The sequence below is a fragment of the Salinarimonas sp. genome (assembly GCF_040111675.1).
GTDB lineage: Bacteria > Pseudomonadota > Alphaproteobacteria > Rhizobiales > Beijerinckiaceae > Salinarimonas.
This window is the reverse complement of the sequence record NZ_CP157794.1, coordinates 1,715,118-1,741,634: the sequence shown is the minus strand read 5'-3', so window position 1 is coordinate 1,741,634 and position 26,517 is coordinate 1,715,118. Positions and strand designations below refer to the sequence as shown.

General features: G+C 70.2%; 20 protein-coding genes. 4 read left to right on the top strand and 16 right to left on the bottom strand.

Translation table 11 applies throughout. The features are described from left to right. Positions 1-32: 32 nt before the first annotated feature. The 3 genes from ABL310_RS08055 to ABL310_RS08045 all read right to left on the bottom strand — a co-directional run bounded on the left by ABL310_RS08055 (position 33) and on the right by ABL310_RS08045 (position 3,649). Positions 33-2,018, bottom strand: a complete 1,986-nt coding sequence (locus ABL310_RS08055) for a methyl-accepting chemotaxis protein (RefSeq protein ID WP_349371164.1) — start codon at positions 2,016-2,018, stop codon at positions 33-35. A gap of 266 nt (positions 2,019-2,284) precedes the next feature. Next, positions 2,285-2,689, bottom strand: coding sequence for a DUF393 domain-containing protein (locus ABL310_RS08050; RefSeq protein WP_349371163.1), 405 nt, complete (start codon positions 2,687-2,689; stop codon positions 2,285-2,287). Positions 2,690-2,695: 6 nt separating this feature from the next. Further along, positions 2,696-3,649, bottom strand: coding sequence for an FAD-dependent oxidoreductase (locus tag ABL310_RS08045; RefSeq protein ID WP_349371162.1), 954 nt, complete (start codon positions 3,647-3,649; stop codon positions 2,696-2,698). 214 nt (positions 3,650-3,863) lie between these two features. On the opposite strand from ABL310_RS08045, the gene ABL310_RS08040 reads away from it, so the two are divergent. After that, positions 3,864-4,067, top strand: coding sequence for a hypothetical protein (locus tag ABL310_RS08040; protein ID WP_349371161.1), 204 nt, complete (start codon positions 3,864-3,866; stop codon positions 4,065-4,067). 6 nt (positions 4,068-4,073) lie between these two features. Here ABL310_RS08040 and ABL310_RS08035 read toward each other — a convergent pair whose 3' ends face one another. Beyond that, positions 4,074-4,451, bottom strand: coding sequence for a helix-turn-helix domain-containing protein (locus ABL310_RS08035; RefSeq protein ID WP_349371160.1), 378 nt, complete (start codon positions 4,449-4,451; stop codon positions 4,074-4,076). 136 nt (positions 4,452-4,587) lie between these two features. Here ABL310_RS08035 and ABL310_RS08030 point away from each other — a divergent pair, with 136 nt between their 5' ends. After that, a complete protein-coding gene (locus ABL310_RS08030) occupies positions 4,588-5,433 on the top strand; it encodes a DUF2189 domain-containing protein (protein WP_349371159.1) in 846 nt (281 codons plus the stop codon). A 45-nt stretch (positions 5,434-5,478) separates the two neighbouring features. On the opposite strand, the gene ABL310_RS08025 is transcribed toward ABL310_RS08030, so the two are convergent. The 10 genes from ABL310_RS08025 to ABL310_RS07980 form a co-directional block, all read right to left on the bottom strand. After that, positions 5,479-6,228: an arginyltransferase gene (locus ABL310_RS08025; RefSeq protein ID WP_349371158.1), complete on the bottom strand. Its 750-nt coding sequence runs from the start codon at positions 6,226-6,228 to the stop codon at positions 5,479-5,481. A gap of 120 nt (positions 6,229-6,348) precedes the next feature. Beyond that, positions 6,349-6,855, bottom strand: a complete 507-nt coding sequence (locus ABL310_RS08020; protein ID WP_349371157.1) for an RDD family protein — start codon at positions 6,853-6,855, stop codon at positions 6,349-6,351. A 27-nt stretch (positions 6,856-6,882) separates the two neighbouring features. Beyond that, positions 6,883-8,124, bottom strand: coding sequence for a threonine ammonia-lyase (locus tag ABL310_RS08015; protein ID WP_349371156.1), 1,242 nt, complete (start codon positions 8,122-8,124; stop codon positions 6,883-6,885). Positions 8,125-8,135: 11 nt separating this feature from the next. Next, positions 8,136-8,789, bottom strand: a complete 654-nt coding sequence (locus ABL310_RS08010; RefSeq protein ID WP_349371155.1) for an MBL fold metallo-hydrolase — start codon at positions 8,787-8,789, stop codon at positions 8,136-8,138. Positions 8,790-9,110: 321 nt separating this feature from the next. Then, positions 9,111-9,890 (bottom strand): glutamate racemase, encoded by a 780-nt coding sequence (murI, locus tag ABL310_RS08005; RefSeq protein WP_349371154.1) that lies wholly within the window; start codon positions 9,888-9,890, stop codon positions 9,111-9,113. Further along, a complete protein-coding gene (locus ABL310_RS08000) occupies positions 9,887-10,633 on the bottom strand; it encodes an RNA methyltransferase (protein WP_349371153.1) in 747 nt (248 codons plus the stop codon). The genes murI and ABL310_RS08000 overlap by 4 nt, the downstream gene beginning before the upstream one ends. Positions 10,634-10,872: 239 nt before the next feature. Next, a complete protein-coding gene (locus ABL310_RS07995) occupies positions 10,873-11,466 on the bottom strand; it encodes an ABC-type transport auxiliary lipoprotein family protein (protein ID WP_349371152.1) in 594 nt (197 codons plus the stop codon). Positions 11,467-11,550: 84 nt separating this feature from the next. Then, positions 11,551-13,797, bottom strand: a complete 2,247-nt coding sequence (locus ABL310_RS07990) for an MlaD family protein (RefSeq protein ID WP_349371151.1) — start codon at positions 13,795-13,797, stop codon at positions 11,551-11,553. A gap of 9 nt (positions 13,798-13,806) precedes the next feature. Continuing rightward, entirely contained in the window at positions 13,807-14,622 is an 816-nt protein-coding gene (locus tag ABL310_RS07985; RefSeq protein ID WP_349371150.1) for an ABC transporter ATP-binding protein, read from the bottom strand. 4 nt (positions 14,623-14,626) lie between these two features. Then, positions 14,627-15,775: an MlaE family lipid ABC transporter permease subunit gene (locus tag ABL310_RS07980; protein WP_349372020.1), complete on the bottom strand. Its 1,149-nt coding sequence runs from the start codon at positions 15,773-15,775 to the stop codon at positions 14,627-14,629. Between the two features lie 110 nt (positions 15,776-15,885). Between ABL310_RS07980 and dgcA the strand changes: the two genes are divergently transcribed. Beyond that, positions 15,886-16,875 carry an N-acetyl-D-Glu racemase DgcA gene (gene dgcA / locus ABL310_RS07975; RefSeq protein WP_349371149.1) on the top strand — a complete coding sequence of 330 codons (990 nt, stop codon included), beginning with the start codon at positions 15,886-15,888 and terminating at the stop codon, positions 16,873-16,875. A 161-nt stretch (positions 16,876-17,036) separates the two neighbouring features. Further along, entirely contained in the window at positions 17,037-17,663 is a 627-nt protein-coding gene (locus ABL310_RS07970; protein WP_349371148.1) for a LysE family translocator, read from the top strand. Positions 17,664-17,907: 244 nt separating this feature from the next. Here the strand turns inward: ABL310_RS07970 and rpoC are convergent, their stop codons facing one another. Further along, positions 17,908-22,077 carry a DNA-directed RNA polymerase subunit beta' gene (gene rpoC, locus ABL310_RS07965; protein ID WP_349371147.1) on the bottom strand — a complete coding sequence of 1,390 codons (4,170 nt, stop codon included), beginning with the start codon at positions 22,075-22,077 and terminating at the stop codon, positions 17,908-17,910. Positions 22,078-22,203: 126 nt separating this feature from the next. Next, positions 22,204-26,325 (bottom strand): DNA-directed RNA polymerase subunit beta, encoded by a 4,122-nt coding sequence (gene rpoB, locus ABL310_RS07960; protein ID WP_349371146.1) that lies wholly within the window; start codon positions 26,323-26,325, stop codon positions 22,204-22,206. Positions 26,326-26,517 lie beyond the last annotated feature (192 nt).

Genomic DNA, 26,517 nt, shown 5'->3' with positions numbered 1-26,517 from the left:
GACCGCCCCGACCTTCACGTCGCCGCCCCCGATCACGCCGCCGCGACGCGCTCCAGGAAGCGGTCGATCGTCTCCGAGAGCCGGCGGGTCTCGTCGGCGGCGGTGCGGGAGGCGCCGAGCACCTCGTCGGCGGAGGCGGTGGTGCGGGCGGTGGAGGCCTGGACGGAGCCGATCGTCTCGGCCACCGCCTCGCTCGAGCGCGCGGCCTTCTGCACGTTGCGCGAGATCTCGCCCGTCGAGGCGCCCTGCTCCTCCACGGCCGCGGCGATGGAGGTGGTGTGCTGGTTCACCTCCTTCATGATCTGCGCGATCTGGTCGATGGAGGAGACCGCCTCGCCCGTCTCGGACTGGATCGCCGCGATCTGCTGGGCGATCTCGGCGGTGGCGCGGGCCGTCTGGTCGGCGAGCGACTTCACCTCGCCGGCGACGACGGCGAAGCCCTTGCCGGCCTCGCCCGCGCGCGCCGCCTCGATGGTGGCGTTCAGCGCGAGGAGGTTCGTCTGCTCGGCGATGGTGCGGATGAGGTCGACCACGTCGCCGATGCGCTGGGCGGCGTCGGCGAGGCCGGAGATGCGCCCGTTGGTGTCGTCGGCGGCGCGGGTGGCGCGGGTGACGACGTCGGTCGTGTAGCCCACGGCGCGGGCGATCTCGTCCACCGCCGAGGTGAGGCTCGCCGCCGCCTCCGCCGCGACGGTGGCGTTCTGCGCGCTCTCGTGGGTCTCGGAGGCGGTGCTCTCGGCGAGCCGCGACGTCTCGGCGGCGATGGCGGTGAGGGTGCCGGCGCTGGCCTGCATCTGGCCCATGTTGGCGGTGACGCTCTGGAGCGCCGCGCCCACGCTGGAGCGGAACTCGCCGATCAGCCCCTCGACGGCGCGCTGGCGCTCGGCGCGGGCCCGGGCCTCGCTCTCGCTCTCGCCGGCGAGGCGCTCGCGCTCGATGGCGTTCTGGCGGAAGATCTCGACGGCGGCCGCCATGGCGCCGATCTCGTCGCGGCGCTCGCGGCCCGGCACGGCGACCGTGGTGTCGCCCTCGGCCAGCCGGTTCATGGCCTGCGTCATCGCCGAGACCGGGCGGGCGATGGAGCGGCCGATCAGCACGGCGATACCGGCGCCCAGCAGCGCGAGCCCGATCGAGGTGGCGAGGGTCAGCATCGCCGTCTCGTTGGCGGCGGCCTTAGTGCGCTCGCCGATGGAGGCCGCCTCGCGGGCCGCGTCGGCGGAGATGGCGGCGGTCGCCTCGGCGACGGCGCGCTCGGTCTCGCCCAGCACGGAGGCGCGCAGGGCGGCGCGCTCGTCGGAGAGCGCCACCGCATCGGCGATGCCGGCCTTGAAGGCCTCCATGTGCCCGACGATCTCGCCGAGCTGGTTCTTGCGGGTGACGTGGGTGACGTTGTCGCGCAGGCGCGTCGTGTTGTTGAGCGCCGTGTCGATGTTGCCGACCGCCATCAGCGCGTCGTCGGCCGCCCCGGAGAGATAGCGCCCGAGCGCTACCTGCGCCGTCAGCATGTCCTTCATGGCGATGGCGAGACCGTTGGCGGTGGCGGTGTCCTGGTCCATCGTCGCCGAGTAGACGACGAGGTTCATGGTCTGGATCACCGCAGCGACGGACGGGTCGATCACCTCGTCGGTGACGGCCTCCAGCGCCGCGCGGGTCTCGAACAGGCGGTCGAGCCCCGCGCCGAACTCCGCGTAGCGCGCGGCGATGCCCTCGACGAGCGCGCGGCGCTGCGGATCGGCGGTGGCGGCGAGGGTCTCGGTGAGGTCGGCCTGGAGCTCGGCGCGCAGGTCGGAAATGGTCTGCGCCCGCTCGGCGCTCTCGCTCTCGAGCTCGTCGCGCACCAGCACGGCGAGCCGGGTCAGAGACCGATCGATCTCCTCCGCGCGCCGGCTCTCGGCGGAGACGCCGGCGAAGGCGTCGAACTCCCGCGAGAGGCCGACCACGTTCCAGGCGGCGAACAGGGCGACGCCCACCGCGAGAACCAGGATCGCGGCGAAGCCGGACGCGACGCGGCCCCTCAATCCGAGCCCCCCGCTTCCCGCACGCCCCGGCGCGCGCCCCTCGGCGCGCCGGCTCGAAACGCTGTCCTCGCGGCTGTCGGAACGGATCACGGCTTCAACCCCCGTCTGGCGAAAAGTCCCAAGCGAGGGTTACGGGAGAAAGCTGAACGGTCCGTTGACCGGACATACGGCGTCAATGTCTCCGTGCGCACCAGGACGCTACGGAAGCAGCCATCAGCCGGCTCTCGATACTGGTCTCCGGTGAGGTTCGACCTCGCAGGAGCGGATCATTCCCGCGCCCGGCCGAGCCGCCCCACCATCCGCGCGAGATGCGGCCGCACCGGCAGGAAGCCGCGATAGGCGAGCTCGAGCAGCGCGCGCACACCCGGCAATCGTGCGATGCGGGCGAGCGGGCGCCAGCCGGGCAGCACGCTCCACAGGGTGGCGAAGCCGGCGGCGCCGGAGACCAGGCGGCCGTCGGCCTCGCGCACATGGAACCGCGCCATCGCGGCCTCGCGCGGCAGATCGGGGCCGGGATCGGCGTCGGGCCGGGAGACGTCGACGAAAGCGACGTCGTCCGCGCCGCGGCAGCGCTGGTAATGGCCGATCTCGGCGCGACAGAGCGGGCAGTCGCCGTCGTAATAGACGGTCACCCGCTCGGCGTGGTCTCGCGTCGCGCGATTCTCCGTCATGCGGCCTTACCCCTCGCCGAGGACGGTGCGGGCGAGGGCCCGGCCGGAGTCGAAGGCGGCCTCGACCCGGCCGGCGAGGCACCAGTCGCCGCAGGCGCCGATGCCGCGCGCGGGGTCCCAGAGGCAGGCCTGGCCGACCGGCTCCTCGACGAGGGCGTAGCGCCAGCGATGCGCCTTGGCGTGGACGGGCGCGGCGGTCGCGCCGAGCAGGGGCGCGACCGCCGCGAGGAGCGCCTCGGCGATGGCGTCCGGCGCCTCCTCCAGATGGGCGCGGGAAAACTCGGGCGTGGCATTGACGACGATGCGGCGCGCGCCCTCCCTGAGGCGGCCGGGCTTCGTGCCGTCCTCCGCGATCCAGGCGATCGCAGCGTGCTCCGGCCTCTCCGGCACGGCCAGAGGAGACGGCACGTCGTCCGGCTCGAAGGCGAGCATCAGGGTCAGGCAGGGCGCGTAGCGCGCTCTCCCAGCCGCCTGCGCCAGGTCGGGCGCGGCGGCGGCGAGGAGCGTCGCCGTCTGCGGGGCGGGCGCGGAGACGAGGACGGCGTCGAAGGGGCCGGCCACGGCACCCTCCTCCGCGCGCAGCGTCCAGGCCCCAGGCCCGCCTTCGATCCGCGCGAGCGTGAAGCCGGTCGTCAGCGGCAGGCCGTCGGCGAGGGCCTTCACCGGCGCGTTCATCGCGGGGAGGCCGACGAAGCGATCCTCCCCCCAGGAGGTGGCGAAGCCGCGCGACCGCCATGCCGCGATCTCGGCGGCGAAGTCCGCCCCGTGCGCCTTGAAATACTGGGCGCCGTGGTCGAACGCGAAGCCCTCGGCGCGGCGCGTCGCCATCCGGCCGCCCGCGCCGCGGCTCTTCTCGAAAATGTGAACGGCGCAGCCGGCGACCGCCAGATCGCGCGCGGCGATCACGCCGGACAGTCCAGCGCCGACGATCGCGACGCGCTCGATACCTTCTACAGCCACGCTTCCACGCTCCTAGCGAGTGGTTTGCCTTCGCGAGGTTTACGCAGCGCAGCGCGGCTCGGACCTGCCCTGGCCCGCCCCGCGCGGGCGCCTGCGGCGCGACGCCGCCATGCGATCGTCCGCGAGATCGCTTGGCGGATGGTGCGGACGGGTCCAGACTGGCGAAGACAGGTCGAGCGCGCCTCGCGCGTCCCGACCTACGGAGACCGGACAGATGCAGACCCGTCAGAACGCACGTACCCTCCTCGACCTCGCCCGGGTGATGGTCAAGCAGGCGCGCATCCTGCGCGACGAGGGCTTCGCCGCCCGCGCCCGCGATGTCGCGCGTCGCGCCATCGCGCTCGACCGCCTCGCCTGGAGCATGCTGAAGCCGCAGCCCGCGCCCGTGCGCATCGTCGCGAGCCGCCGCCTGCACTGACCGCGATCAGCGGTCCGCGCGCGGTCCCGGCACGCCTTCGCTGCGCAGGATGGCGTCGATGGTCGAGGCGGCCGGAGCGGACCCGTGCTCGGCGAGGAGGATCTCGCGCAGCTTGCGCGGCCCGAGCGCCGGATGCGCCTGTCTCGCCGCGACGACGCGGGCGACCGTCTCCGGCGGGCTCGCACGGGCGTGCCGTCTCGGACGACGCGAGCGGTCCTTCAGCCCCGCCGCGCCCTCTTCCTTGTAGCGCGCGAGCCAGAGATAGCCGGTCGTCCGCGAGACGCCGTAGCGCGCGCAGCATTCCGTGACGTTCGCCCCCTCCTCGGTCGCCTCGCGGCAGAAGGCGAGGCGGGCCTCTTCCTTGGTGATCTCCCGAAACGGCACCTTACCCCCGGTCTTGCGCGTCCGCGCGCGCTCGCAGCATAACCAGTCTAGCCGCGCGCGGAAAAATCGGCCATCCTCGCGTCTCCCCCGAGTTCGAACGGCAACCGAGCAAAGAAGCCAAGACGAAGGGAACGCCATGGCCGACACCACCGACGCCGATCTCGGCGCGACGCCTGCGGAAGGCTCCGCCGAGGAGCCCGCACGCCGCGCGTACGAGCCCGTGGTGCGCGAGATCACCCAGGACGACGTCCGCGCCGCCCTCTCCGAGGGCCTGAGCGACTTCCGGGCCGCGCCCCAGTACGGCCTGTTCTTCGGCGCGGTCTACGCGCTGGGCGGGATCGCGATCGTCCTCCTCACGGCCTATAGCGGCATGGGTTATCTCGCCTATCCGCTCGCCGCCGGCTTCGCCCTCATCGGCCCGTTCGTGGCGGTGGGGCTCTACGAGGTCTCCCGCCGCCGCGAGGCCGGGGAGGCGCTGGCCTTCGGGCCGGTGCTGGGCGTGGTCTTCAGCCAGTCGAAGCGCGAGCTCGGCTGGATGGCGTTCGTCACGCTGTTCGTGATGATCGTGTGGATGTACCAGGTGCGCCTGCTGCTGGCGATCTTCCTGGGCTTCCAGTCCTTCGCGAGCCTGGGCGAGTTCCTCACCGTGGTCTTCACGACGACCGAGGGTCTGATGTTCCTCGCCGTCGGCAACGTCATCGGCGCTCTCCTCGCCGCGGCCCTGTTCTCGCTGACGGTGGTGTCGTTCCCGCTCCTGCTCGACCGGGACGTCGACTTCATCACGGCGATGATCACCTCGGTGAAGGCGGTGGTGACGAACCCCAAGCCCATGCTCGGCTGGGCGGCCTTCATCGTGGCCGCGCTGGTGCTCGCGATCGTGCCCTTCTTCCTCGGGCTGCTGATCGTGCTGCCGGCGCTCGGCCACGCCACCTGGCGGCTGTATCGCCGGGTCGTGGAGCCCGCGCCGGCGCAGGCGGCCTGAGGGCGGCGCGACCCGTAGCCACACGGTGGGCGGCGTGCGCGCCGCCTACTCCTCCACCCGCACCCAGCCCTGCGACAGGAGCCGCTCCTGCGGCATGAAGCGGGCCTTGTAGGCCATCTTGCGGGAGCCTTCGACCCAATAGCCGAGATAGACGTAGGGCAGGCCCATCTGCCTGGCGCGGGCGATGTGGTCGAGGATGACGAAGCTGCCCAGCGACCGGTCGGCCATGTCGGGATCGTAGAACGAATAGACCATCGACAGCCCGTCCGCGAGGACGTCCGTGAGGCACACCGCGATCAGCGGGCCCGCGCCGCGGCCGTTGATGAAGGTGTCCGGCCCACGGCGCCGATATTCCACGACGCGCGTCTCGATATGGCTGTCCTCGACCATCATGGCGTAGTCGAGCACGGTCATGTCGATCATGCCGCCGTCGGCATGGCGGCTGTCGAGATAGCGGCGGAAGAGCGAGTACTGGTCGCTCGTCGCCTGGTTGACCCCCACCGTCCCGACGAGATCGGCGTTCGCCTTGAGGATGCGCTTGAAGCTGCGCGAGGGCTCGAACCCGTCCACGGGCACGCGCACCGAGACGCAGGCGCGGCAGGTCTCGCACGCGGGCCGGTAGGCGATCGTCTGCGAGCGACGAAACCCGCCATGGGTGAGAATGTCGTTGAGCTCGCCGGCCCGGCGCCCCACCAGGTGCGTGAACACCTTCCGCTCCTCCTGGCCGGGAAGGTAGGGGCAGGGCGAGGGCGCCGTCAGGAAGAATTGCGGCGTTTCGCGGGAATGGCTCGTCACGCGGGTCAGACCTCGGGGAAGCGCGTCCGGGCGGCTCTCGTCAACGATACCATTCCCGTTCGCGCCAACAAGCGCTTTCGCCTCGCGACCATGCGAAGCAGGCGAACAATCTCCGGGCGATCAGGGTACGGTATCCGCCCGCGTGACGATCACGTCGACCAGGAGGTCGTGGCCCACCCGCCGGTCGTCGCGCGCGAAGCCGATGATCACATCGAGGAGCCAGAGCACGAAGGTCGAGGTGGCGAGCCAGAACAGGAGCGCGTGCACGCCCGCCGTCAGCGGGTCGACGCGCGCCGTCGAGGCCGCGCGCCAGACGCGCAGGCCCATCATCCGCATGCCGATCGTCGCCTGGTGCGGGCCACCGACGGTCATCGCGCTGTAGAGGAGACCCATGGCGGGGATCAGGATCGCGAAGAGCAGCCAGGCGAGCCCGAACGTGAGGAAGCCCAGGATCAGGATCGCCAGCGAGAACAGGATGACCAGCGCCCCGATCACGATCAGGTCGAGGCAGAAGGCGAGCGCGCGGCGGGTCAGCACGCCGTCTGTGGCGATGCGGATCTCGGCGCCCGGGCGGGGCGTGGGCAGGTCCTCGTGCGGAACGTCCCGGTTTCGATCGATCGTGCTCATCGCTCTGCGGCGCCCTCCCGGCTCCTGTCAGGACGGGGCCATCGTGGACAGGCCCCGCGGGTCGATGCGGGTCGGCGCGTAGCCGTCCCGCGCGAGCGCGGCGAGCACCTCCGCGGTGTGCGCCGCGCCCCGCGTCTCGATCGTGACGTCCACCGTCACGCCCTTGGCGGGAACATCGAGATAGAGACGCCCGTGCGAAACTTCCAGGATGTTGGCCCCGAGCTCGCCCAATCTACTCGCCACACGCCCGAGCAGGCCGGGCCGATCGTAGGAATAGATCCGGAAGGAGACGATGCGCTCGTCGCGCTCGAGCTCGCGCACCATCACCGAGGCGAGGATGCGCGGGTCGATGTTGCCGCCGCAGATCACGACGCCGACGTCGCGCCCGTGGAACAGCTCGGGGCGCGCCAGCATGGCGGCGATGCCGGCGGCGCCGGCGCCTTCCACCATGATGCGCTGGTGCGTGGCGCACAGGTTCACCGCGCGCTCGATCTCGGGCTCGTTGACCAGCACGATCTCGTCGACGAGGTCGCGCACGATGGGCAGCGTCAGCCCGCCGGGGCGCTTGACCGCGATGCCCTCGGCGAGCGTCGCTCCGCCCACCGGCAGCGTCTCGCCGTGGATGGCGTTGCGGAAGGACGGGTAGAGCCGCGCCTCGACGCCGACGACGCGGATCTGCGGCCGGATCGCCTTCGCCGCGACGGCCATGCCGGAGGCGAGCCCGCCCCCGCCGATGGGCACGACGAGAAGCTCGAGATCGGGCGCCTCCTCCAGCATCTCGAGGGCGATCGTGCCCTGCCCCGCGATGACGCGGGCATCGTCGTAGGGGTGGACGAAGACGAGGCTCTGCGCCTCGGCGAGCCGCCGCGCCTCGGTCTCCGCCTCAGCCACCGTCTCGCCGAAGAGGACGACGCGGGCGCCGTGCGAGCGGGTGTTCTCGACCTTCACCAGCGGCGTGCCCTCGGGCATGACGATGGTCGCCGGCGTCCCGAGCCGGGCGGCGTGGTAGGCGACGGCCTGGGCGTGGTTGCCCGCCGACATCGCGACGACGCCGCGCGCGCGCTCCTCCTCGTCGAGCGCCGCGAGCCGGTTCGCCGCCCCGCGCTCCTTGAAGGCGCCGGTGGGCTGCATCGTCTCGAGCTTGAGCGAGAGCCGCGCTCCGAGCAGCGCCGAGAGGCGCGGGGCGGCGACGAGGGGCGTGCGCAGCACGTGCGGCGCGATCGTCCGCGCCGCGGCGCGCACGTCGTCGGGGCTCACCGCGTAGGTCATGGCTCGGGCCCTCAGGCGAGGAAGGGGTTCGACTGCGCCTCGCGCCCGAAGGTCGACATCGGCCCGTGCCCGCACAGGAAGGCGATGTCGTCGCCGAGCGGCAGGAGCTTGGTCTCGATCGTGACGATCAGCTGCTCGTGGTCGCCGCCGGGCAGGTCGGTGCGGCCGATCGAGCCGGCGAAGAGCACGTCGCCGACCAGCGCGAAGCGGTCCGGCTTCGAGACGTAGGTGAGGCTGCCGGGCGAGTGGCCGGGCGTGTGCAGCACGTCGAAGGCGATGCCGCCGATCTCCACCGTGTCGCCCTCGTCGAGCCAGCGATCCGGCTTCACCGGCCGCGCCGGCGGCAGCCCGTAGGCCTGCGCCGTGGCGGGGAGCGTCTCGTCCATCAGGAAGGCGTCGGCGCTGTGCGGGCCGATGACGGGGACCTTCAGCGTATCGCGCAGGTCCTCGACGCCGGCGACGTGGTCGACATGGCCGTGGGTGAGGAGGATCGCCTCGATGGTCGCGCCGGTCTGGCGGATCGCCTCGAGGATGTTCGGCACGTCGCCGCCGGGATCGACCACGACGCCGCGCATTGTGTCGCGGGCGAACAGCACCGCGCAATTCTGCTGGAAGGGCGTCACCGGCACGATCGCCGCGCCGAGCCTGGGTTCCGTATCCGCCATCGGGGCACCTCGTCGGGAAAGTCCCCTTGTCGCACGGGCGAGGCGGGGATGGCCAGCCCCGGCCGGCGGAGGGCGCGCCCAGACGTCCGGGCGACTGCATGATGCTGGCCGCCGACGCACTCCCCTCTCCCTCGTGGAGAGGGGCTGGGGGTGAGGGGCGTCCGGCAAGTCTCCACGGGCTGCGAGTCCCGTTCGACCGCGGGGCAGCGGGGCATTGCTGTCGAGCGCGTTCTGCGCGCCCCTCACCCCCGACCCCTCTCCACGAGGGAGAGGGGAGATCCCCAGCCGCCCCCTCACGCGCCCCCCGCGTGGACAGGGTTTTCACCCGCAGGCCAGCCCCCGCTCCGCCAGCGCCGCTCGGATCGCGGGGAGCGGCGGGCGGCCGCTGGTGAAGCGGGCCTCTCCCCTCCCCGCCGGCGCGCCCGGGCGCGCCGCGCCGAGAAGGCTCACGACACGCCGGGCGATGGCCGGAGCGGGATCGAGCCAGGCGACCGGCCAGGGGGCGAGGCGGTGGAGGCGCTCGACGAGGAGCGGGTAATGCGTGCAGGCGAGGACGACCGCGTCGGTACGCGCCGCCTCGTCCGCGACGAAGCACGGCGCGATCTCGGCGGCGATCGCCGTGTCCGGCGCAGGCGCCCCCGAGAGCGCGGCCTCGGCGAGGGCGGCGAGGCCCGGCGCGCCGACCAGCGTCACCCGGCAGTCGCCCGCATGCTCGGCGATCAGGGCGCGGGTGTAGTCCCGCGCCACGGTCCCCGGCGTGGCGAGCACGCTGATCCGTTTCGTGTGCGAGGCCGCCGCCGCCGGCTTGATCGCCGGCACCGTGCCGACGAACGGGACCTCGAAGGCGGCCCTGAGCGGCGGCAGCACCAGTGTCGAGGCGGTGTTGCAGGCGATCACCACGGCGTCCGGGCGCGCGGCGGGGATCGCCTCGGCCATCACGCCGAGGACGCGCGCGACGAGCGCCTGCTCCGGCAGCGCGCCGTAGGGAAAGAAGGCGTCGTCCGCGAGGTAGAGCACGTCGGCATCGGGGCGCGCCTTGCGGATCGCGGCCAGCACGGTGAGGCCGCCGAGACCCGAATCGAAGACGAGCAGCCGGCTCACGCCTCCGGCGCCCCGCCGCGGCGGGGCTTCATCAGGGCGCCGATCATGCCGCGGAAGGTGCGCACCTCCTGCTCGGAGAGGCCCTTGCGCAGGAACATGTCGCGCATGTTGCGGGCCATGGTCGTCTTCTTGTCGGGCGGGTAGAAGCCGGCGCGGTCGAGCTCGACCTCCAGGAAGTCGAAGAACGAGACCACCATCTCGCGGGGCGCCGGCGGGCGCTCGACGTCGCCGAAGGGCAGCGCGCCCGCGCTCTCGGCCTTGAACCACTCGTAGCCGACGAGAAGCACCGCCTGCGCGAGGTTCAGCGAGGGGAACGCGGGGTTCACCGGGAAGGTGAGGATCGCGTCGGCGAGCGCGATCTCGTCGTTCCACAATCCCTCGCGCTCGCGCCCGAACAGGATGCCGACGCGCCCGCGCGCGGCCAGCGCGGGGCGCGCCTCCGCCACCGCGTCGACCGGCAAGAGCACCCGCTTCATCTGCCCGCGCTCGCGCGCCGTCGTGGCGTAGACGAGGGTGAGGTCGGCGATCGCGGCGCGCGTGTCGGGATAGACGGTCGCGTTCTCGAGAATGTGCGTCGCTCCCGCCGCCGTGGCCGTCGCGGCCGGGTTCGGCCAGCCGTCGCGGGGCGCGACGAGGCGCATCTCGGTGAGCGCGAAATTCGCCATGGCCCGGGCGGCCATGCCGATGTTCTCGCCCATCTGGGGCTCGACGAGGATGACGATGGGTGCGGCGGATGTGGTCATGGGGGGTGTTTAGCGCAGCCGCGAGGCGGATGCACCTGGCCGTCATCCCCGGCCGGAGCGCCGAAGGCGCGCAGGGGAAGGGGACCCAGCGCAGAAACTGCGCCGAAGGCGCGCCGCATGCCGCCGATCAGGCGGCTGGTCGCCGCCATATGGACGCCGCTGCGCGGCGACGAGTCGTGCTGGGTCCCCTTCCCCTCCGCCGCTTCGCGGCTCCGGCCGGGGATGACAAAGGGTGCGAGTCAAGCCCCCGCGCGACCGGTCCCGGCCCAGCGGACGATCTCCAGCATCGCCTCAGCCAGCGCGACCTCGAGCCCGAGCATCGCCGCGCGGCCGTCGATCGCCGCCACCGGAACGCGGGCGGAGAACACCTTGGCGTCGGCCACCGAGCCGTCGCTCTCGTCGACGGCGCGCACCGCGATCTCGACCACGGCGAGATTCGTCTCGGCGTCGACCCAGAAGGTGCGGATCGTCGAGTTCAGCTGGAAATCGGGCGAGACCCGGTCGCCGGGGCGGGCGACGCCGCCGATTCGGCTCGCGTTCTCGAAGGTCTCGACGAGACGCGTCTGCACGAGGGCGGGGAGCTGGTCGGCGTATTGCACGCCCGGCAGGTAGGAGAGCGCGCCGCCCGGCTCGCGCACCACGACGCGCTCGGAGGCGTAGAGCTCGATCGCGGTGGGCTCGACGACCAGGATCAGCCCCGGCAGCCGCATCGGCGCGGAGACGCGCTCGACAGGCGCGGCGAGCCCATAGGTGACGAGCGCCGGCGCGGAGGCGCAGCCCGCCAGCGGCGTCGCGAGCGCGACCGCCAGCGCGATCCGCCTCGCTCTCGTCATCGTGCTCGCCCTCGTCACATCACGCCCCCGAACCGCTCGACGCCCGAAACCCCGGGCCATCCAAAGCCGAAGCTGCGCCGGGCGTCAACGCCGGCCCTGATATTCGCGCACACCGCCGCCCTCGCCGCCGAAGATCACCTGCGAGGGATCGCGCTCGATCGAGCGCACGGCGCGGCCGATGTCCTCGAGGGTGCGCCGGCCTTCCTCGGCGAGCGCGCGGACCTCCTGCAGGCCCGGCCCCGTGAAACGGTTCAGGTTCTGCGACAGTTCCGCCGTGCGCGTGTCCAGGTTGTCGGCGAGCGTGCGGATCGAGGCCGCCGCCTCGCGGATCTCGTCGAACAGCGCATCGCCCTCCTCGCCCGCGGCCGTGCCGAGGAAATCCTCCGCGGCCTGGAGCACACGGTCGACCCGCGCCGCGGAGGCGTCGAGCTGCTCGGAGATCGAGACGGCGTTGGCCACCACGGCGTCGATCTCGTCGGCGTTCCCGCCGAGCGATTCGGAGAAGGTCTCGACATTGGCGATCACCCGCTCGATCCGCTCGGAATCGATCGCCTGCGCGATGCGCCCGATCTCCTCCAGCGCCCGCGTGACGTTCTCGCTGTTGTCGGCCAGCGTCTGCGAGAAGGCGCGGGCGTTCTCCACCGTCTCGGAGACGGCGGCCGGATCGACCGCGCCGACGAGCGCATCGACCCGGTCGATGGCGCCGTCGAGGCGCGTCGAGGTCTGCGCCAGGGTCTGCGTCAGACTCTCGGCGTTGGCGATGACGCGGTCCACCGCCTGCCGGTTCGCGGCGAGCGTCTGCGAGAAGCCCTCGACGTTGCCCAGCGTCGATTGCACCACGGCCGGGTCGATGGCGGCGGCGATCTCGCGCGCCTCTTCGAGCGTGGCGAGCAGGTCCTCGCGCGTGTCCGCCAGCGTCTGCGAGAAGGCGCGGGCGTTCTCGAGCGTCGCCGAGACCGTCGCCGGATCCACCGCCGAGACCAGCGCGTCGACGCGCCCCACCGTGCCGTCGAGCCGCGAGGCCGTGGCCTCGAGCGTCTGCGTCAGCGAGCGGGCGCTGGCGATCACGGCGTCGACGCTCTCGCGATTGGCGGCGAGCGTCTGCGAGAAGGCCTCGACGTTGGCGAGCGTCGATTCGACCCGCGCCGGGTCGACGGCGGCGACGAGCCCGTCGATGTCGGCGAGCGTCGCCTGCAGCGTCTCCGAGGCCGTGGCGAGGCGCGAGGTCAGCTGCGCCGCCTGGGAGAGCACCTGATCGATGTTCTCGCGGTTGGCCGCGACCGTCTCCGAGACGCCCTCCACGTTCTCCAGCGTCGCGTCGAGCCGCTGCGAGGACTGGGCGAGGTTCTCGGTCAGCGTCGCCGCCGAGCCGATCGCCCGGTCGAGCGCCTCGCGATTGTCGACCAGCGTCTGCGAGAAGTCGCGCACATTGGCGACCGTGGCGTCGATCGCCGCCGGGTCGAGCGCGCCGACGAAGGCGCGCACGTCCGCCACCGTCGCCTCGACGCCGGTCGCGGCCTCGTTCAGGCGCGAGACCAGCTCGGAGGCGTCGGCGAAGGCCTGCGTCAGCTGTTCCTCGCTGTTGGCCAGCGTCTGGGTGAAGCTCTCGACGTTCTCCACCGAGCGGGCGACGCTCTCCGCGTCGATCGCCGCGACGATGGAGTTCACGTTGCGCGAGAGCTCGTCGAGGCTGTCGGCGAGCGGCCCGATGCGCTCCGCCGCCTGGCCGACCTGCTCGAGGAAGCGGTCGATCGCCGGCGCGTTCTCGGCGAGCGCCTGCGAGAAGCGCTCCACGTTCTGCACCGTGTTGGCGATGGCCTGGTCGTTCTCCGCGACGAGCGTGTCGAAACGGTCGAACACGTCGGACGCGCGCCGGGCGATGTTGCGCGCGCTTTCGATCAGGTCCTGGAAGTCGGACGGCTCCGCCTCGATCGTCGGCAGCCCCTCCATGTCCTCGCTGATCAGCGGCTCGGAGGTCGGGGAGCCGCCGGACAGCGACACCGAGGCGATGCCCGTGAGGCCCTGGTACTCGAGCCGCGCCGTCGTGTCCTGACGAAGCGGGATCGTCGGGTCGACGGTGGCGCGGGCGATGACGATGGACGGGTTCTCCCGCGAGATCGCGAGCTGCGTCACCTCGCCGACGCGAATGCCGTTGAAGTTCACCGGCGCGCCGCGCGAGAGGCCCGACACCGAGCCCTCGAACAGGATGCGCAATTCGGCTCGCTCCCGGCCCGTGTCGCTGACCGCGAACCAGTAGACGAACAGGAACGCCGCCGCGACGACGAGGAGCGTGAACAGGCCGATGAGGGCGTAGTTGGCGCGGGTTTCCATGTCTCGTCCTCACGCGCTCTCGGTCGCGACCGCGCGCGCGCGCTTGCCGTGGAAGTAGGATCTCAGCCACGGGTGGTCCGAGGCGAGCATGGTCTCGATCGGCCCCTCCGCGATCACCCGCTTCTCGGCGAGCGCCGCGATCCGGTCGCAGACGGTGAACAGGCTGTCGAGGTCGTGCGTGACCATGTAGACGGTGAGCCCCAGCGTGTCGCGCAAGGTGGCGATCAGGTCGTCGAATTCGGCCGCGCCGATCGGGTCGAGGCCGGACGTCGGCTCGTCGAGGAAGACGACGTCCGGGTCGAGCGACAGCGCCCGCGCGAGCGCGGCGCGCTTGATCATGCCACCCGAGAGCTCGGAGGGGTACTTGTCCGCCGCATCGGGCTTGAGCCCCACCATCTCGACCTTGAGCATGGCGAGATCGTCCATCATGGCCTGCGACAGGTCGAGATGCTCGCGCATGGGCATCTGCACGTTCTGCTTCACCGTGAGCCCGGAGAACAGGGCGCCGTTCTGGAACAGGACGCCCCAGCGCCGCTCCATCTCGCGGCGCTCGCGCGCGGAGAGGCCCGCGCGGTTGCGACCGAAGACCTCGATCGTGCCCGCCCGAGTCGGCAGGAGGCCGAGGATGGCGCGGGTGAGCACCGACTTGCCGGTGCCCGAGCCGCCGACGAAGCCGAGGATCTCGCCGCGATAGACGTCGAGGTCGAGGTGGCGGAAGATCGTCTTCTCGCCGAAGCCGACCTCCAGATCGCGCACGCGGATGATCGGCTCCGCGTCGCGCGGGGCCGGACCTTTCTCCCGGATGCGGGTGGCGGGCTCGGTCATCGGCTCAGTAATCCAGCGCGGCGAAGAACATGGCGAACAGGCCGTCCAGCACGATCACCATGAAGATGGCCTTCACCACCGAGGCCGTCACGTGCTGGCCGAGCGATTCGGCCGAGCCCTTCACCGCCATGCCCTCGATCGAGGCGATGACGCCGATCACGAGCGCCATGAAGGGCGCCTTGATCAGGCCGACGAGGAAGGTCGAGAGGTCGATCGCCTCGCGCAGGCGCGCCAGGAACACGTCCGGCGCGACGTCGCCGTAGACCCAGGCGACGAGCCCGCCGCCGACGATCGCCGCGATCGAGGCGCAGAAGGCCAGCAGCGGCAGGCCGATGACCAGCCCGAGGATGCGCGGCACGACCAGCACCTCGATCGGGTCGAGGCCCATCACCCGCAGCGCGTCGATCTCCTCGCGCATCTTCATGGCGCCGATCTCGGCCGTGAACGCCGAGCCCGAGCGGCCCGCGACCATGATGGCGGAGAGGAGCACGCCCAGTTCGCGCAGGACCAGGATGCCGATCAGGTCGACGGCGAAGGTCGCCGCGCCGAACTGGCGCAGCTGGAAGATGCCCTGCTGCGCGATGATGGCGCCGACCACGAAAGAGATCAGCAGGATGATCGGCAGGCCCCGCAGCGCGATCTGGTCGACCTGGTTGACGAGCGCCGTGAAGCGGAAGGTCCAGGGCCGCATCACGACGCGCGCGAGCGCCGTGATGAACTCGCCGAGGAAGACGATGCCGGAGACGAGGTCCTTGCCCGCCTCCACCATCGTCTCGCCGACCGTGACCAGGAAGTCGACGAAGGGCGAGGTACGCGGGTGCTGCGGCAGCTCCAGACCGGCGCGGGCGACCTCGCCGATCAGGCGCTCGTGCACAGGCGCGGCGTTGCGCAGCGTCACCGTCGTCCCGGAGGCCGCGAGCGTTCGCCGCGCCCGGTCGACGGCGACGGCGCCCGCCGTGTCCATCCGGTCCACGCCGGCGAGGTCCACCGTGAGCTCGGCCTTGCCATGCCCCGCCTGGACCAGCGCCGCGCCGCAGCGCTCGAGCGTCTCGCCGAAGCGCGCGGTCCAGTCGCCCGAGAGCGCGAGCGCGCCCGGCCCGGCATCCGTCTGCGGAGCCGGCCGGCGCTCCGCGCTGGGAGCCTGGGTTTCGATCGCGTCGGTGGCGGGCAAGGCGTGTCCCGTCAATCGCCAATACGCATGATGAAACGGTGATAGCCCGCGCGGGCTTCCCGAGTCGAGGGCGTCCGGGGTATTCCTCCGACATGTCGCAGAGAAGCCTCACCGTCGCCGCCGAATCGTTTCCGATCGCAGGGCGCTTCACAATCTCCCGCGGATCCCGCACGGAGGCCGTGGTCGTCGTCGTCACGCTGGAGGCGGACGGCGCCCTCGGGCGCGGCGAATGCGTGCCCTATGCCCGCTACGGCGAGAGCGTCGAGAGCGTGCTCGCGCAGATCGAGACGATACGCCCCGCCCTCGTCGCCGGCATGAGCCGGGAGGCGCTGCAGAACGCCCTGCCCCCGGGCGCCGCCCGCAACGCCGTCGACTGCGCGCTCTGGGACCTGGACGCCAAGCGCTCCGGCGTACCCGCCGCCGTCACCGCCGGCGTCGATCGCCTGCGCCCGGCGACGACGGCCTACACGATCTCCCTCGATACGCCGGAGGCGATGGAGGCGGCCGCCGGCAAGGCCGCCTCGCGGCCGATCCTGAAGATCAAGCTCGGCGCGCCGGAGGGCGACCTCGCTCGCATCGCCGCCGTGCGCCGGGGCGCGCCGGACGCGACCCTGATCGCCGACGCCAACGAGGGCTGGACGCCCGACACCCTCGCCGCCCACATGGCCGCCTGCGCCGAGGCCGGCTTCGCGCTGGTCGAGCAGCCGCTCCACGCCTCCACCGACGAGGCCCTGCGCGGCATCGACCGACCGGTGCCGCTCTGCGCCGACGAGAGCGCCCACGACCGCGGGAGCCTCCCGCGGCTCGAGGGCCTCTACGATTTGATCAACATCAAGCTCGACAAGACCGGCGGCCTCACCGAGGCGCTGGCGCTGGCCGAGGCGGCGCAGGCGCGCGGCATGGGCATCTTCGTCGGCTGCATGCTGGCCTCGTCGCTCGCCATGGCGCCCGCCATGCTGCTCGCGCCCCGCGCCCGCTTCGTCGACCTCGACGGCCCGCTTCTGCTCGCCCGCGACCGCGACCACGCCCTGCGCTACGAGGGCTCGCTGGTGCATCCGCCGGAGCGGGCGCTGTGGGGGTGAGGTATCCCTGCCCTTGCGCAATCGATCGTAGGGGGAAGGCGCTCGCGGGGAAGGGCCGGCGAATCTTTGGAAACCTTTAGTTGTTTCTTATCAAGAGTCATACTATGACTTGCGCTGCGGTCGACGCCGTGCTACGCGTAAAGCCTCTGGAGGCGGCATACATGGACTATGCGCAGACACTGGCGGGTATAGCTGCGGTTCAGTTCTTTGCCGCGGCCAGCCCCGGGCCGAACTTCATTATCGTTTCCAACTACTCGATCAGCAGGTCACGGAGATACGGGCTTCTCGCCGTTTGTGGAATACTGGCAGCCAGCGCTACCTGGGCTCTTATGGCCGCACTAGGGCTAGGCGTGCTTTTGGCTACTCATCCGCACGTCTATGCAGCGATGCAGTATGCGTCTGCGGCTTACCTGATCTGGCTCGGCGGCAAGATCCTTCTCGGCGCCGTGCGCAAGAACTGCGGCAAGCCTGCGGCAACCGATCTCGATCGGCTCACGGCCTGGGAAGCGGTTCGGGCCGGATTTCTGACAAACATGACGAACCCCAAGTCCGTCGCCTATTACTCCAGCCTGTTCGTCGTCATGATACCTCCGGATGCACCTCTCGACCTCTTCGCGGCCAGTGTCGGCGTCGCGCTGCTGGTCTCGGCGCTTTGGTGGGTCTCGGTGGCTGCCTTCTTCGGGGTCCGCGTGGTTCGCGGAGCATACGAGCGATCGAGACGCGCCATCGATGTCCTCATGGGCGGACTTCTCGTCGCGCTGGGGGTTCGCATCGCCGTGTTTCGCTGATCGCGGGGGACGACACCGTGATCTGGACCCAGCTCTGGACTCGCCATCCAGCTCGGCGATTAGCTGCTCTCGAGTCCACGCGATCAAGCTCGAGCACCGGAAGCGCGGCCGAACCGCTTTGAATAAGTTGCTCGCCCAGGCGCCATCCAACGGCTTGCACTGTCTTCGGTGCCGATAATCGAAAGGGGGGCGATCCAGCAGATCGCCCCCCTTCCGATTTCGTGCCGAGCCTCGCGGCGGCGGCTCACCCCCCGGCGGGGAGCTCGCCGACCGCGCCGGTGGCCTCGGCCTTCTGCTGCAGGATGAGGTCGTCGCGCCGGGTCGCGATCTGGCGCAGCTGCGCCGCGAGCGCGCCGGTGCCCGCCGGGATGAGCGAGCCGACGATGACGTTCTCCTTGAGGCCCTCGAGCTGGTCCGTCTTGCCGTTGACCGCCGCCTCGGTGAGGACGCGGGTGGTCTCCTGGAAGGACGCCGCCGAGATGAACGACCGGGTCTGCAGGCTCGCCTTGGTGATCCCGAGCAGAACCGGATTGCCCTCGGCGGGCTTGCGCCGCTCGGCGACGAGGCGATCGTTGATCTCCTCGAACTCCATGCGGTCGACCTGCTCGCCGGCGATCAGCTCCGAATCGCCCGCATCCGTGATCTCGACCTTCTGCAGCATCTGGCGAACGATCACCTCGATGTGCTTGTCGTTGATCGACACGCCCTGCAGGCGGTAGACCTCCTGGATCTCGTTGACGAGGTAGGCCGCGAGCTCCTCCACGCCCTTGATCGCCAGGATGTCGTGCGGCGCCGGGTTGCCGTCGACGATGAAGTCGCCGACCTCCACGACGTCGCCGTCCTGCAGGTGGATGTGCTTGCCCTTCGGGATCAGGTACTCGACCGCCTCGGAGCCGTCGTGCGGGGTCAGCGTCAGGCGGCGCTTGTTCTTGTAGTCGCGCCCGAACTGGATCGTGCCGGACTTCTCCGCGATGATCGCCGCGTCCTTCGGACGCCGCGCCTCGAACAGCTCCGCCACGCGCGGCAGGCCGCCCGTGATGTCGCGGGTCTTGGCGCTCTCGGTGGAGACGCGCGCGAGCACGTCGCCGGCCTTGATCCGCGAGCCCGGGTCGACGGCGATGATCGCCTCGACCGGGAGCAGCGAACGGGCCTCGCCGCCGCGCGGCAGCTTCAGCACCTTGCCGTCGTCGTCGAGGATGGTGATCGCCGGCTTGAGGTCGGCGGTGCGGGCCGCACCGCGCCAGTCGATGACCACGCGCTTGGCGATGCCGGTGGCCTCGTCCATCGTCTCGACGATGGAGCCGCCGTCGACCAGGTCCTCGTAGGCCACCGCGCCGTCGACCTCGGCCAGGATCGGGCGGGAATAGGGATCCCACTCCGCGATGCGCTGGCCGCGCTTGATGGCGTCGCCCTCGTCGACGCGCAGGCGCGCGCCGTAGGGGATGCGGTGCACCGCGCGCTCGGTCCCGTCGGGCCCGACGATCACCACCGCGACGTTGCGGCCCATGGTGATGAGCTCGCCGTCGGAGTTGCGCGCCACGTAGCGGTTACGGAGCGTGACCTTGCCCTCGAAGGCGCTCTCCACGAAGGAGGTGTCGGCGATCTGCGCCGCGCCGCCGATGTGGAAGGTGCGCATCGTGAGCTGGGTGCCCGGCTCGCCGATCGACTGCGCCGCGATGACGCCGACGGCCTCGCCCTGGTTGACGGGCGTGCCGCGGGCGAGATCGCGCCCGTAGCAGGTGGCGCAGACGCCGTTGCGGGTCTCGCAGACCAGCACCGAGCGGATCTTCACCTCCTGCACGCCGGCGTCGTTGATCGCGGCGATGTGCCACTCCTCGATCATCGTGCCGGCGGGGACGATCACGTTGCCCTCGATGTCGGTCACGTCCTCCGCCGCGGTGCGGCCGAGGATGCGCGAGCCGAGCGTCGCGACCACCTGGCCGGCGTCGACGATGGCGCGCATGCCGATGCCCTTCGAGGTGCCGCAATCGACCTCGCGGATGACGGCGTCCTGCGCCACGTCGACGAGACGACGCGTGAGGTAGCCCGAGTTCGCCGTCTTGAGCGCCGTGTCGGCGAGGCCCTTGCGGGCGCCGTGGGTCGAGTTGAAGTACTCGAGAACGTCGAGGCCCTCCTTGAAGTTGGAGATGATCGGCGTCTCGATGATCTCGCCCGACGGCTTCGCCATCAGGCCGCGCATGGCGGCGAGCTGCTTCATCTGGGCCGGCGAGCCGCGCGCGCCGGAATGCGACATCATGTAGATCGAGTTGACCTGCTTGTCGGACCCGTCCTCGTCCTTCCGCACGGCGGAGATGCGCTGCATCATCTCGCCGGCGAGACGGTCCGAGCACTTCGCCCAGGCGTCGACGACCTTGTTGTACTTCTCGCCCTGGGTGATGAGGCCGTCCTGGTACTGCTGCTCGTAATCCTTCACGAGCGTGCGGGTCTCCTCGACGATGTCCCACTTGTTCTCCGGGACCACCATGTCGTCCTTGCCGAACGAGATGCCGGCCTTGAACGCGTGGTAGAAGCCCATGGCCATGATCCGGTCGCAGAAGATCACCGTCTCCTTCTGCCCGCAATTGCGGTAGACCGTGTCGATCATGTTGGAGATCTCCTTCTTCGTCATGAGCTTGTTCACGACGTCGAAGGTCACGCGCGGGGACTTGGGCAGCAGGGTGCCCAGGATCGCCCGACCCGCAGTGGTGTCGTAGATCTGGGTGTAGGGCTTGCCGTCCTCGTCGTAGTTCGTGGCGCGGTACTTGACCTTGGTGTGCAGGTTGATCGCGCCCTTGAACAGCGCGTGATCGATCTCGCCGAGATCCGCGAAGGCGCTGCCCTCGCCAGGCTGCTTGTCGCGCATGATCGACAGGTAGTAGAGGCCGAGAACGATGTCCTGCGAGGGCACGATGATCGGCGCGCCCGAGGCGGGGTGCAGGATGTTGTTCGTCGACATCATCAGCACGCGCGCCTCGAGCTGGGCCTCCAGCGAGAGGGGCACGTGCACGGCCATCTGGTCGCCGTCGAAGTCGGCGTTGAACGCCGCGCAGACGAGCGGGTGCAGCTGGATGGCCTTGCCCTCGATCAGCACCGGCTCGAAGGCCTGGATGCCCAGCCGGTGCAGCGTCGGCGCGCGGTTGAGCAGCACCGGATGCTCGCGGATCACCTCGTCGAGGATGTCCCACACCTCGGGACGCTCCTTCTCGACGAGCTTCTTCGCCTGCTTCACGGTAGCAGAGTAGCCCTTCGCGTCGAGGCGCGAATAGATGAAGGGCTTGAACAGCTCGAGCGCCATCTTCTTCGGCAGGCCGCACTGGTGCAGCTTCAGCTCGGGACCGACGACGATCACCGAGCGGCCCGAATAGTCGACGCGCTTGCCGAGCAGGTTCTGGCGGAAGCGGCCCTGCTTGCCCTTGAGCATGTCGGCGAGCGACTTCAGCGGGCGCTTGTTGGCGCCCGTGATGACGCGCCCGCGCCGGCCGTTGTCGAACAGCGCGTCGACCGCCTCCTGCAGCATCCGCTTCTCGTTGCGGATGATGATGTCCGGAGCGCGCAGCTCGATCAGCCGCTTGAGGCGGTTGTTGCGGTTGATGACGCGGCGGTAGAGATCGTTCAGGTCCGACGTCGCGAAACGGCCGCCGTCCAGCGGGACGAGCGGGCGCAGGTCCGGCGGGATCACCGGCACGACCGTCATGATCATCCATTCCGGCCGGTTGCCCGACATCAGGAACGCCTCGATGATCTTGAGGCGCTTGAGCAGCTTCTTCGGCTTGAGCTCGGAGGTCGTGGTGGCGATCTCGTGACGGAGATCCACCGCGATCTTCTCGAGGTCGAGATCCATCAGGATCTTGCGGATCGCCTCCGCGCCGATCATCGCCGTGAACGAATCCTGGCCGTACTCGTCCTGCGCGCGGACGTACTCCTCCTCCGACAGGAGCTGGCGCTCCTTCATCGGGGTGAGGCCCGGCTCGATGACGACGTAGGACTCGAAGTAGAGGATCCGCTCGAGATCCTTGAGCGTCATGTCGAGAAGAAGGCCGATGCGCGAGGGCAGCGACTTCAGGAACCAGATGTGGGCCACCGGCGCGGCGAGCTCGATATGGCCCATGCGGTCGCGCCGCACGCGCGCGAGGGTGACCTCGACGCCGCACTTCTCGCAGATGACGCCCTTGTACTTCATGCGCTTGTACTTGCCGCACAAGCACTCGTAATCCTTGATCGGCCCGAAAATGCGGGCGCAGAACAGGCCGTCACGCTCGGGCTTGAACGTGCGATAGTTGATGGTCTCAGGCTTCTTGATCTCGCCGTAGGACCAAGAGAGGATCTTTTCCGGGCTCGCGATCGAAATCTTGATCTGGTCGAACGACTGCGGCTGGGCCGCAGTGTTGAAAAGGTTCATGACCTCTTGATTCATCGCCGTCTCCTGGCAGGGCGAGGTGCGCCGTCACGCTCGCCTCGAAAATCGCAGGCGCCGCGGGGGCGGTCCCCCGCGGCTTCATTGGTCCGATCGATCCCGATCAAGGCCTCGACATCGGGGCCGTCACTCGGCCGCCTCCGAGGGAGGCAGCTCGTTGGTGTTGGCCTTCGAGGAGGTCAGCTCCACGTTCAGCCCCAGCGAGCGCATCTCCTTCACGAGCACGTTGAAGCTTTCCGGAATGCCCGATTCGAACGTGTCGTCGCCGCGCACGATGGCCTCGTAGACCTTGGTGCGGCCCGCCACGTCGTCCGACTTCACCGTCAGCATCTCCTGCAGCGTGTAGGCCGCGCCGTAGGCCTCGAGCGCCCACACCTCCATCTCGCCGAAGCGCTGGCCGCCGAACTGCGCCTTGCCGCCCAGCGGCTGCTGGGTGACGAGCGAGTAGGGTCCGATGGAGCGCGCGTGGATCTTGTCGTCGACCAGATGGTGCAGCTTGAGCATGTAGATGTAGCCCACCGTCACCTGCCGATCGAACGGCTCGCCCGTGCGCCCGTCGAAGAGCGTGACCTGGCCCGAGCGGTTGAGCCCGGCCATCTCGAGCATCTCCTCGATATCGCGCTCCTTCGCCCCGTCGAAGACCGGGGTGGCCATCGGCACGCCGCGGCGCAGGGTCTCGCCCATCTCCGCCAGCGTGTCGTCGTCGTAGGCCTCGAGCGGGTGGTTCGAGCCGTAGATGCGCTCCATGGTGCCGCGCAGCTGCGCCCCGTCGTGCGCCTTGCGATAGGCGTCGACCGCGGCCGCGACCTGCTTGCCGAGATTGGCCGCCGCCCAGCCCAGATGCGTCTCCAGGATCTGGCCCACGTTCATGCGCGAGGGCACGCCGAGCGGGTTGAGCACGATGTCGACCGAGGTCCCGTCCTCCAGGAACGGCATGTCCTCGACCGGCACGATCTTCGACACGACGCCCTTGTTGCCGTGACGGCCGGCCATCTTGTCGCCCGGCTGGATCTTGCGCTTCACCGCCACGAAGACCTTGACCATCTTCATGACGCCCGGAGGCAGCTCGTCGCCGCGCTGCAGCTTCTCGACCTTGTCGAGGAAGCGCTGCTCGAGCCGCTTCTTCGATTCGTCGTACTGCTTCTGGATCGCCTCGAGCTCGGCCATGCGCGCGTCGTCCGCCACCGCGAAGGCCCACCACTGCGAGCGCGGATACTCGTCGAGCATCTCGCGGGTCAGCGTCGTGTCCTTGCGGAAGCCCTTCGGGCCGGCGATGGCGGTCTGCCCGACGAGGAGCTCGGCCACGCGCGCATAGGTGTTGCGGTCGAGGATCGCCTGCTCGTCGTCGCGGTCCTTGGCGAGACGCTCGATCTCCTCGCGCTCGATCGCCTGGGCGCGCTCGTCCTTCTCGACGCCGTGGCGGTTGAAGACGCGCACCTCGACGATCGTGCCGGTGACGCCCGGCGGCACCCGCAAGCTGGTGTCGCGCACGTCGGAGGCCTTCTCGCCGAAGATGGCGCGCAGGAGCTTCTCCTCCGGCGTCATCGGGCTCTCGCCCTTGGGCGTGATCTTCCCGACCAGGATGTCGCCCGCGTTCACCTCGGCGCCGATATAGACGATGCCCGCCTCGTCGAGGTTCTTGAGCGCCTCCTCCGAGACGTTGGGGATGTCGCGGGTGATCTCCTCGGGCCCGAGCTTCGTGTCGCGGGCCATCACCTCGAATTCCTCGATGTGGATCGAGGTGAAGACGTCGTCCTTCACGATCCGCTCGGAGAGGAGGATCGAGTCCTCGAAGTTGTAGCCGTTCCAGGGCATGAACGCGACGAGCACGTTGCGGCCGAGCGCCAGCTCGCCGAGCTCCGTCGAGGGGCCGTCGGCGATGATGTCGCCCTTGGCCACGACGTCGCCGACGCGCACCAGCGGCTTTTGCGTGATGCAGGTGTTCTGGTTCGAGCGCTGGAACTTCTGCAGGCGGTAGATGTCGACGCCCGGCTTGCCGGGGTCGGTCTCCTCGGTGGCGCGGATGACGATACGGGTGGCGTCCACTTGGTCGACCACGCCGGCGCGGCGCGCGCCGATGGCGGCGCCCGAATCGCGCGCGACCACCGCCTCCATGCCCGTGCCCACGAAGGGCGCGTCGGCGCGCACCAGCGGCACCGCCTGGCGCTGCATGTTCGAGCCCATCAGCGCGCGGTTGGCGTCGTCGTTCTCGAGGAACGGGATCAGCGCGGCCGCGACCGAGACGAGCTGGCGCGGGGAGACGTCCATCAGGTCGACGCGCTCGGGCGGCACCACGATGACCTCGCCCGCCTTGCGGCAGATCACGAGATCCTCGGTGAGCGAGCCCGCATCGTCGAGGGCCGCGTTCGCCTGGGCGACGTGGTACTTCGCCTCCTCCATGGCCGAGAGATAGATCACCTCGCCGGTGACCTTGCCCTCGTGGACGCGGCGGAACGGCGTCTCGATGAAGCCGTACTTGTTCACCCGCGCGAAGGTGGCGAGCGAGTTGATCAGGCCGATGTTCGGGCCTTCCGGCGTCTCGATCGGGCAGATGCGGCCGTAATGCGTGGGGTGCACGTCGCGCACCTCGAAGCCGGCGCGCTCGCGCGTGAGCCCGCCCGGGCCGAGCGCCGAGAGGCGGCGCTTGTGGGTGACCTCGGAGAGCGGGTTCGTCTGGTCCATGAACTGCGACAGCTGCGAGGACCCGAAGAACTCGCGCACGGCCGCCGCCGCCGGCTTGGCGTTGATCAGGTCCTGCGGCATCACGGTGTCGATGTCGACCGACGACATGCGCTCCTTGATGGCGCGCTCCATGCGCAGGAGGCCCAGGCGGTACTGGTTCTCCATTAGCTCGCCCACGGAGCGGACGCGGCGGTTGCCGAGGTGGTCGATGTCGTCCACCTCGCCCTTGCCGTCGCGCAGGTCGACGAGCGCCTTCACCACCGCGAGGATGTCCTCGCGGCGCAGCGTGCGCTGCGTGTCCGGCGCGTCGAGGTCGAGGCGCATGTTCATCTTGACGCGGCCGACGGCCGAGAGGTCGTAGCGCTCCGCGTCGAAGAACAGCGAATGGAACATCGCCTCGGCGGTCTCGAGCGTCGGCGGCTCGCCCGGGCGCATCACCCGGTAGATGTCGAACAGGGCCTCCTCGCGGGCGGAGTTCTTGTCCACCGCGAGCGTGTTGCGGATGTAGGGGCCGACGTTGACGTGGTCGATGTCGAGCACCGGGATCTCGGTGAAGCCGCCGTCGACGAGCGCCTTGAGCAGCTTCTCGGTGATCTCCTCGCCGGCCTCGGCGAAGATGGCGCCGTTCGTCGTGTCGACGATGTCCTCGGCCACGTACTGGCTGATCACGTCCTCGTCCGTGGCCCGCAGCGCCGTGACGTTCTTCTCGGCGAGCTGGCGGGCGACGCGCGCGGTGAGGCGCTTGCCGGCCTCGAGCACGACCTCGCCGGTATCGGCGTCGATCAGGTCGACGGTGCCCTTGAAGCCCTTCATGCGCTCGGCGTCGAAGGGCGCGCGCCAGCCGTCGGCGTCGCGCGTGTAGACGATGCGATTGTAGAAGGTGTCGAGGATCTCTTCCGAATCGAGACCGAGCGCGTAGAGCAGCGACGAGACCGGAATCTTGCGCTTGCGGTCGATACGCGCGTGCACGATGTCCTTGGCGTCGAACTCGATGTCGAGCCAGGAGCCGCGATAGGGGATGATGCGCGCGGCGAAGAGCAGCTTGCCGGAGGCGTGCGTCTTGCCCTTGTCGTGGTCGAAGAAGACGCCCGGCGAGCGGTGCATCTGCGAGACGATGACGCGCTCGGTGCCGTTGACGATGAAGGTGCCGTTGTCCGTCATGAGCGGCATGTCGCCCATGTAGACGTCCTGCTCCTTGATGTCCTTGACGGACTTCGCCTGCGTGTCGGGGTCGACGTCGAACACGATGAGACGCAGCGTCACCTTCAGCGGCGCGGCGAAGGTCATGCCGCGCTGGCGGCACTCGTCGACGTCGTACTTCGGCGGCTCGAACGTGTACTTGACGAACTCGAGCAGCGCCGTGCTCGAGAAATCGGAAATCGGGAACACGGACTTGAAGACCGCCTGCAGACCCTCGTCCGCACGGCCGCCCTGCGGCTCGTCGACGATGAGGAACTGGTCGTAGGACGCCTTCTGAACCTCGATGAGGTTCGGCATCTCCGCCACTTCCGTGATGCGTCCGAAGGACTTGCGAATGCGCTTGCGGCCTAGCAGCGTGTTGGCCATGTCGACCTTGCTCCTCATGCACGGCTGACCGGGAGCCCCGTTCTGGCGCGGGGGAGGCGCCGGGGCGCCGGGTCAGCCGTCGGGCGGTTCCACAGGAACCGGCGGCGAAAAAGGACATGTGGAAAGGCGGGGGACCCTTCCGCAACGCCGGGGCGGCCCGGTGCGACAATACGCGTCGCGGGTCACCCCGAA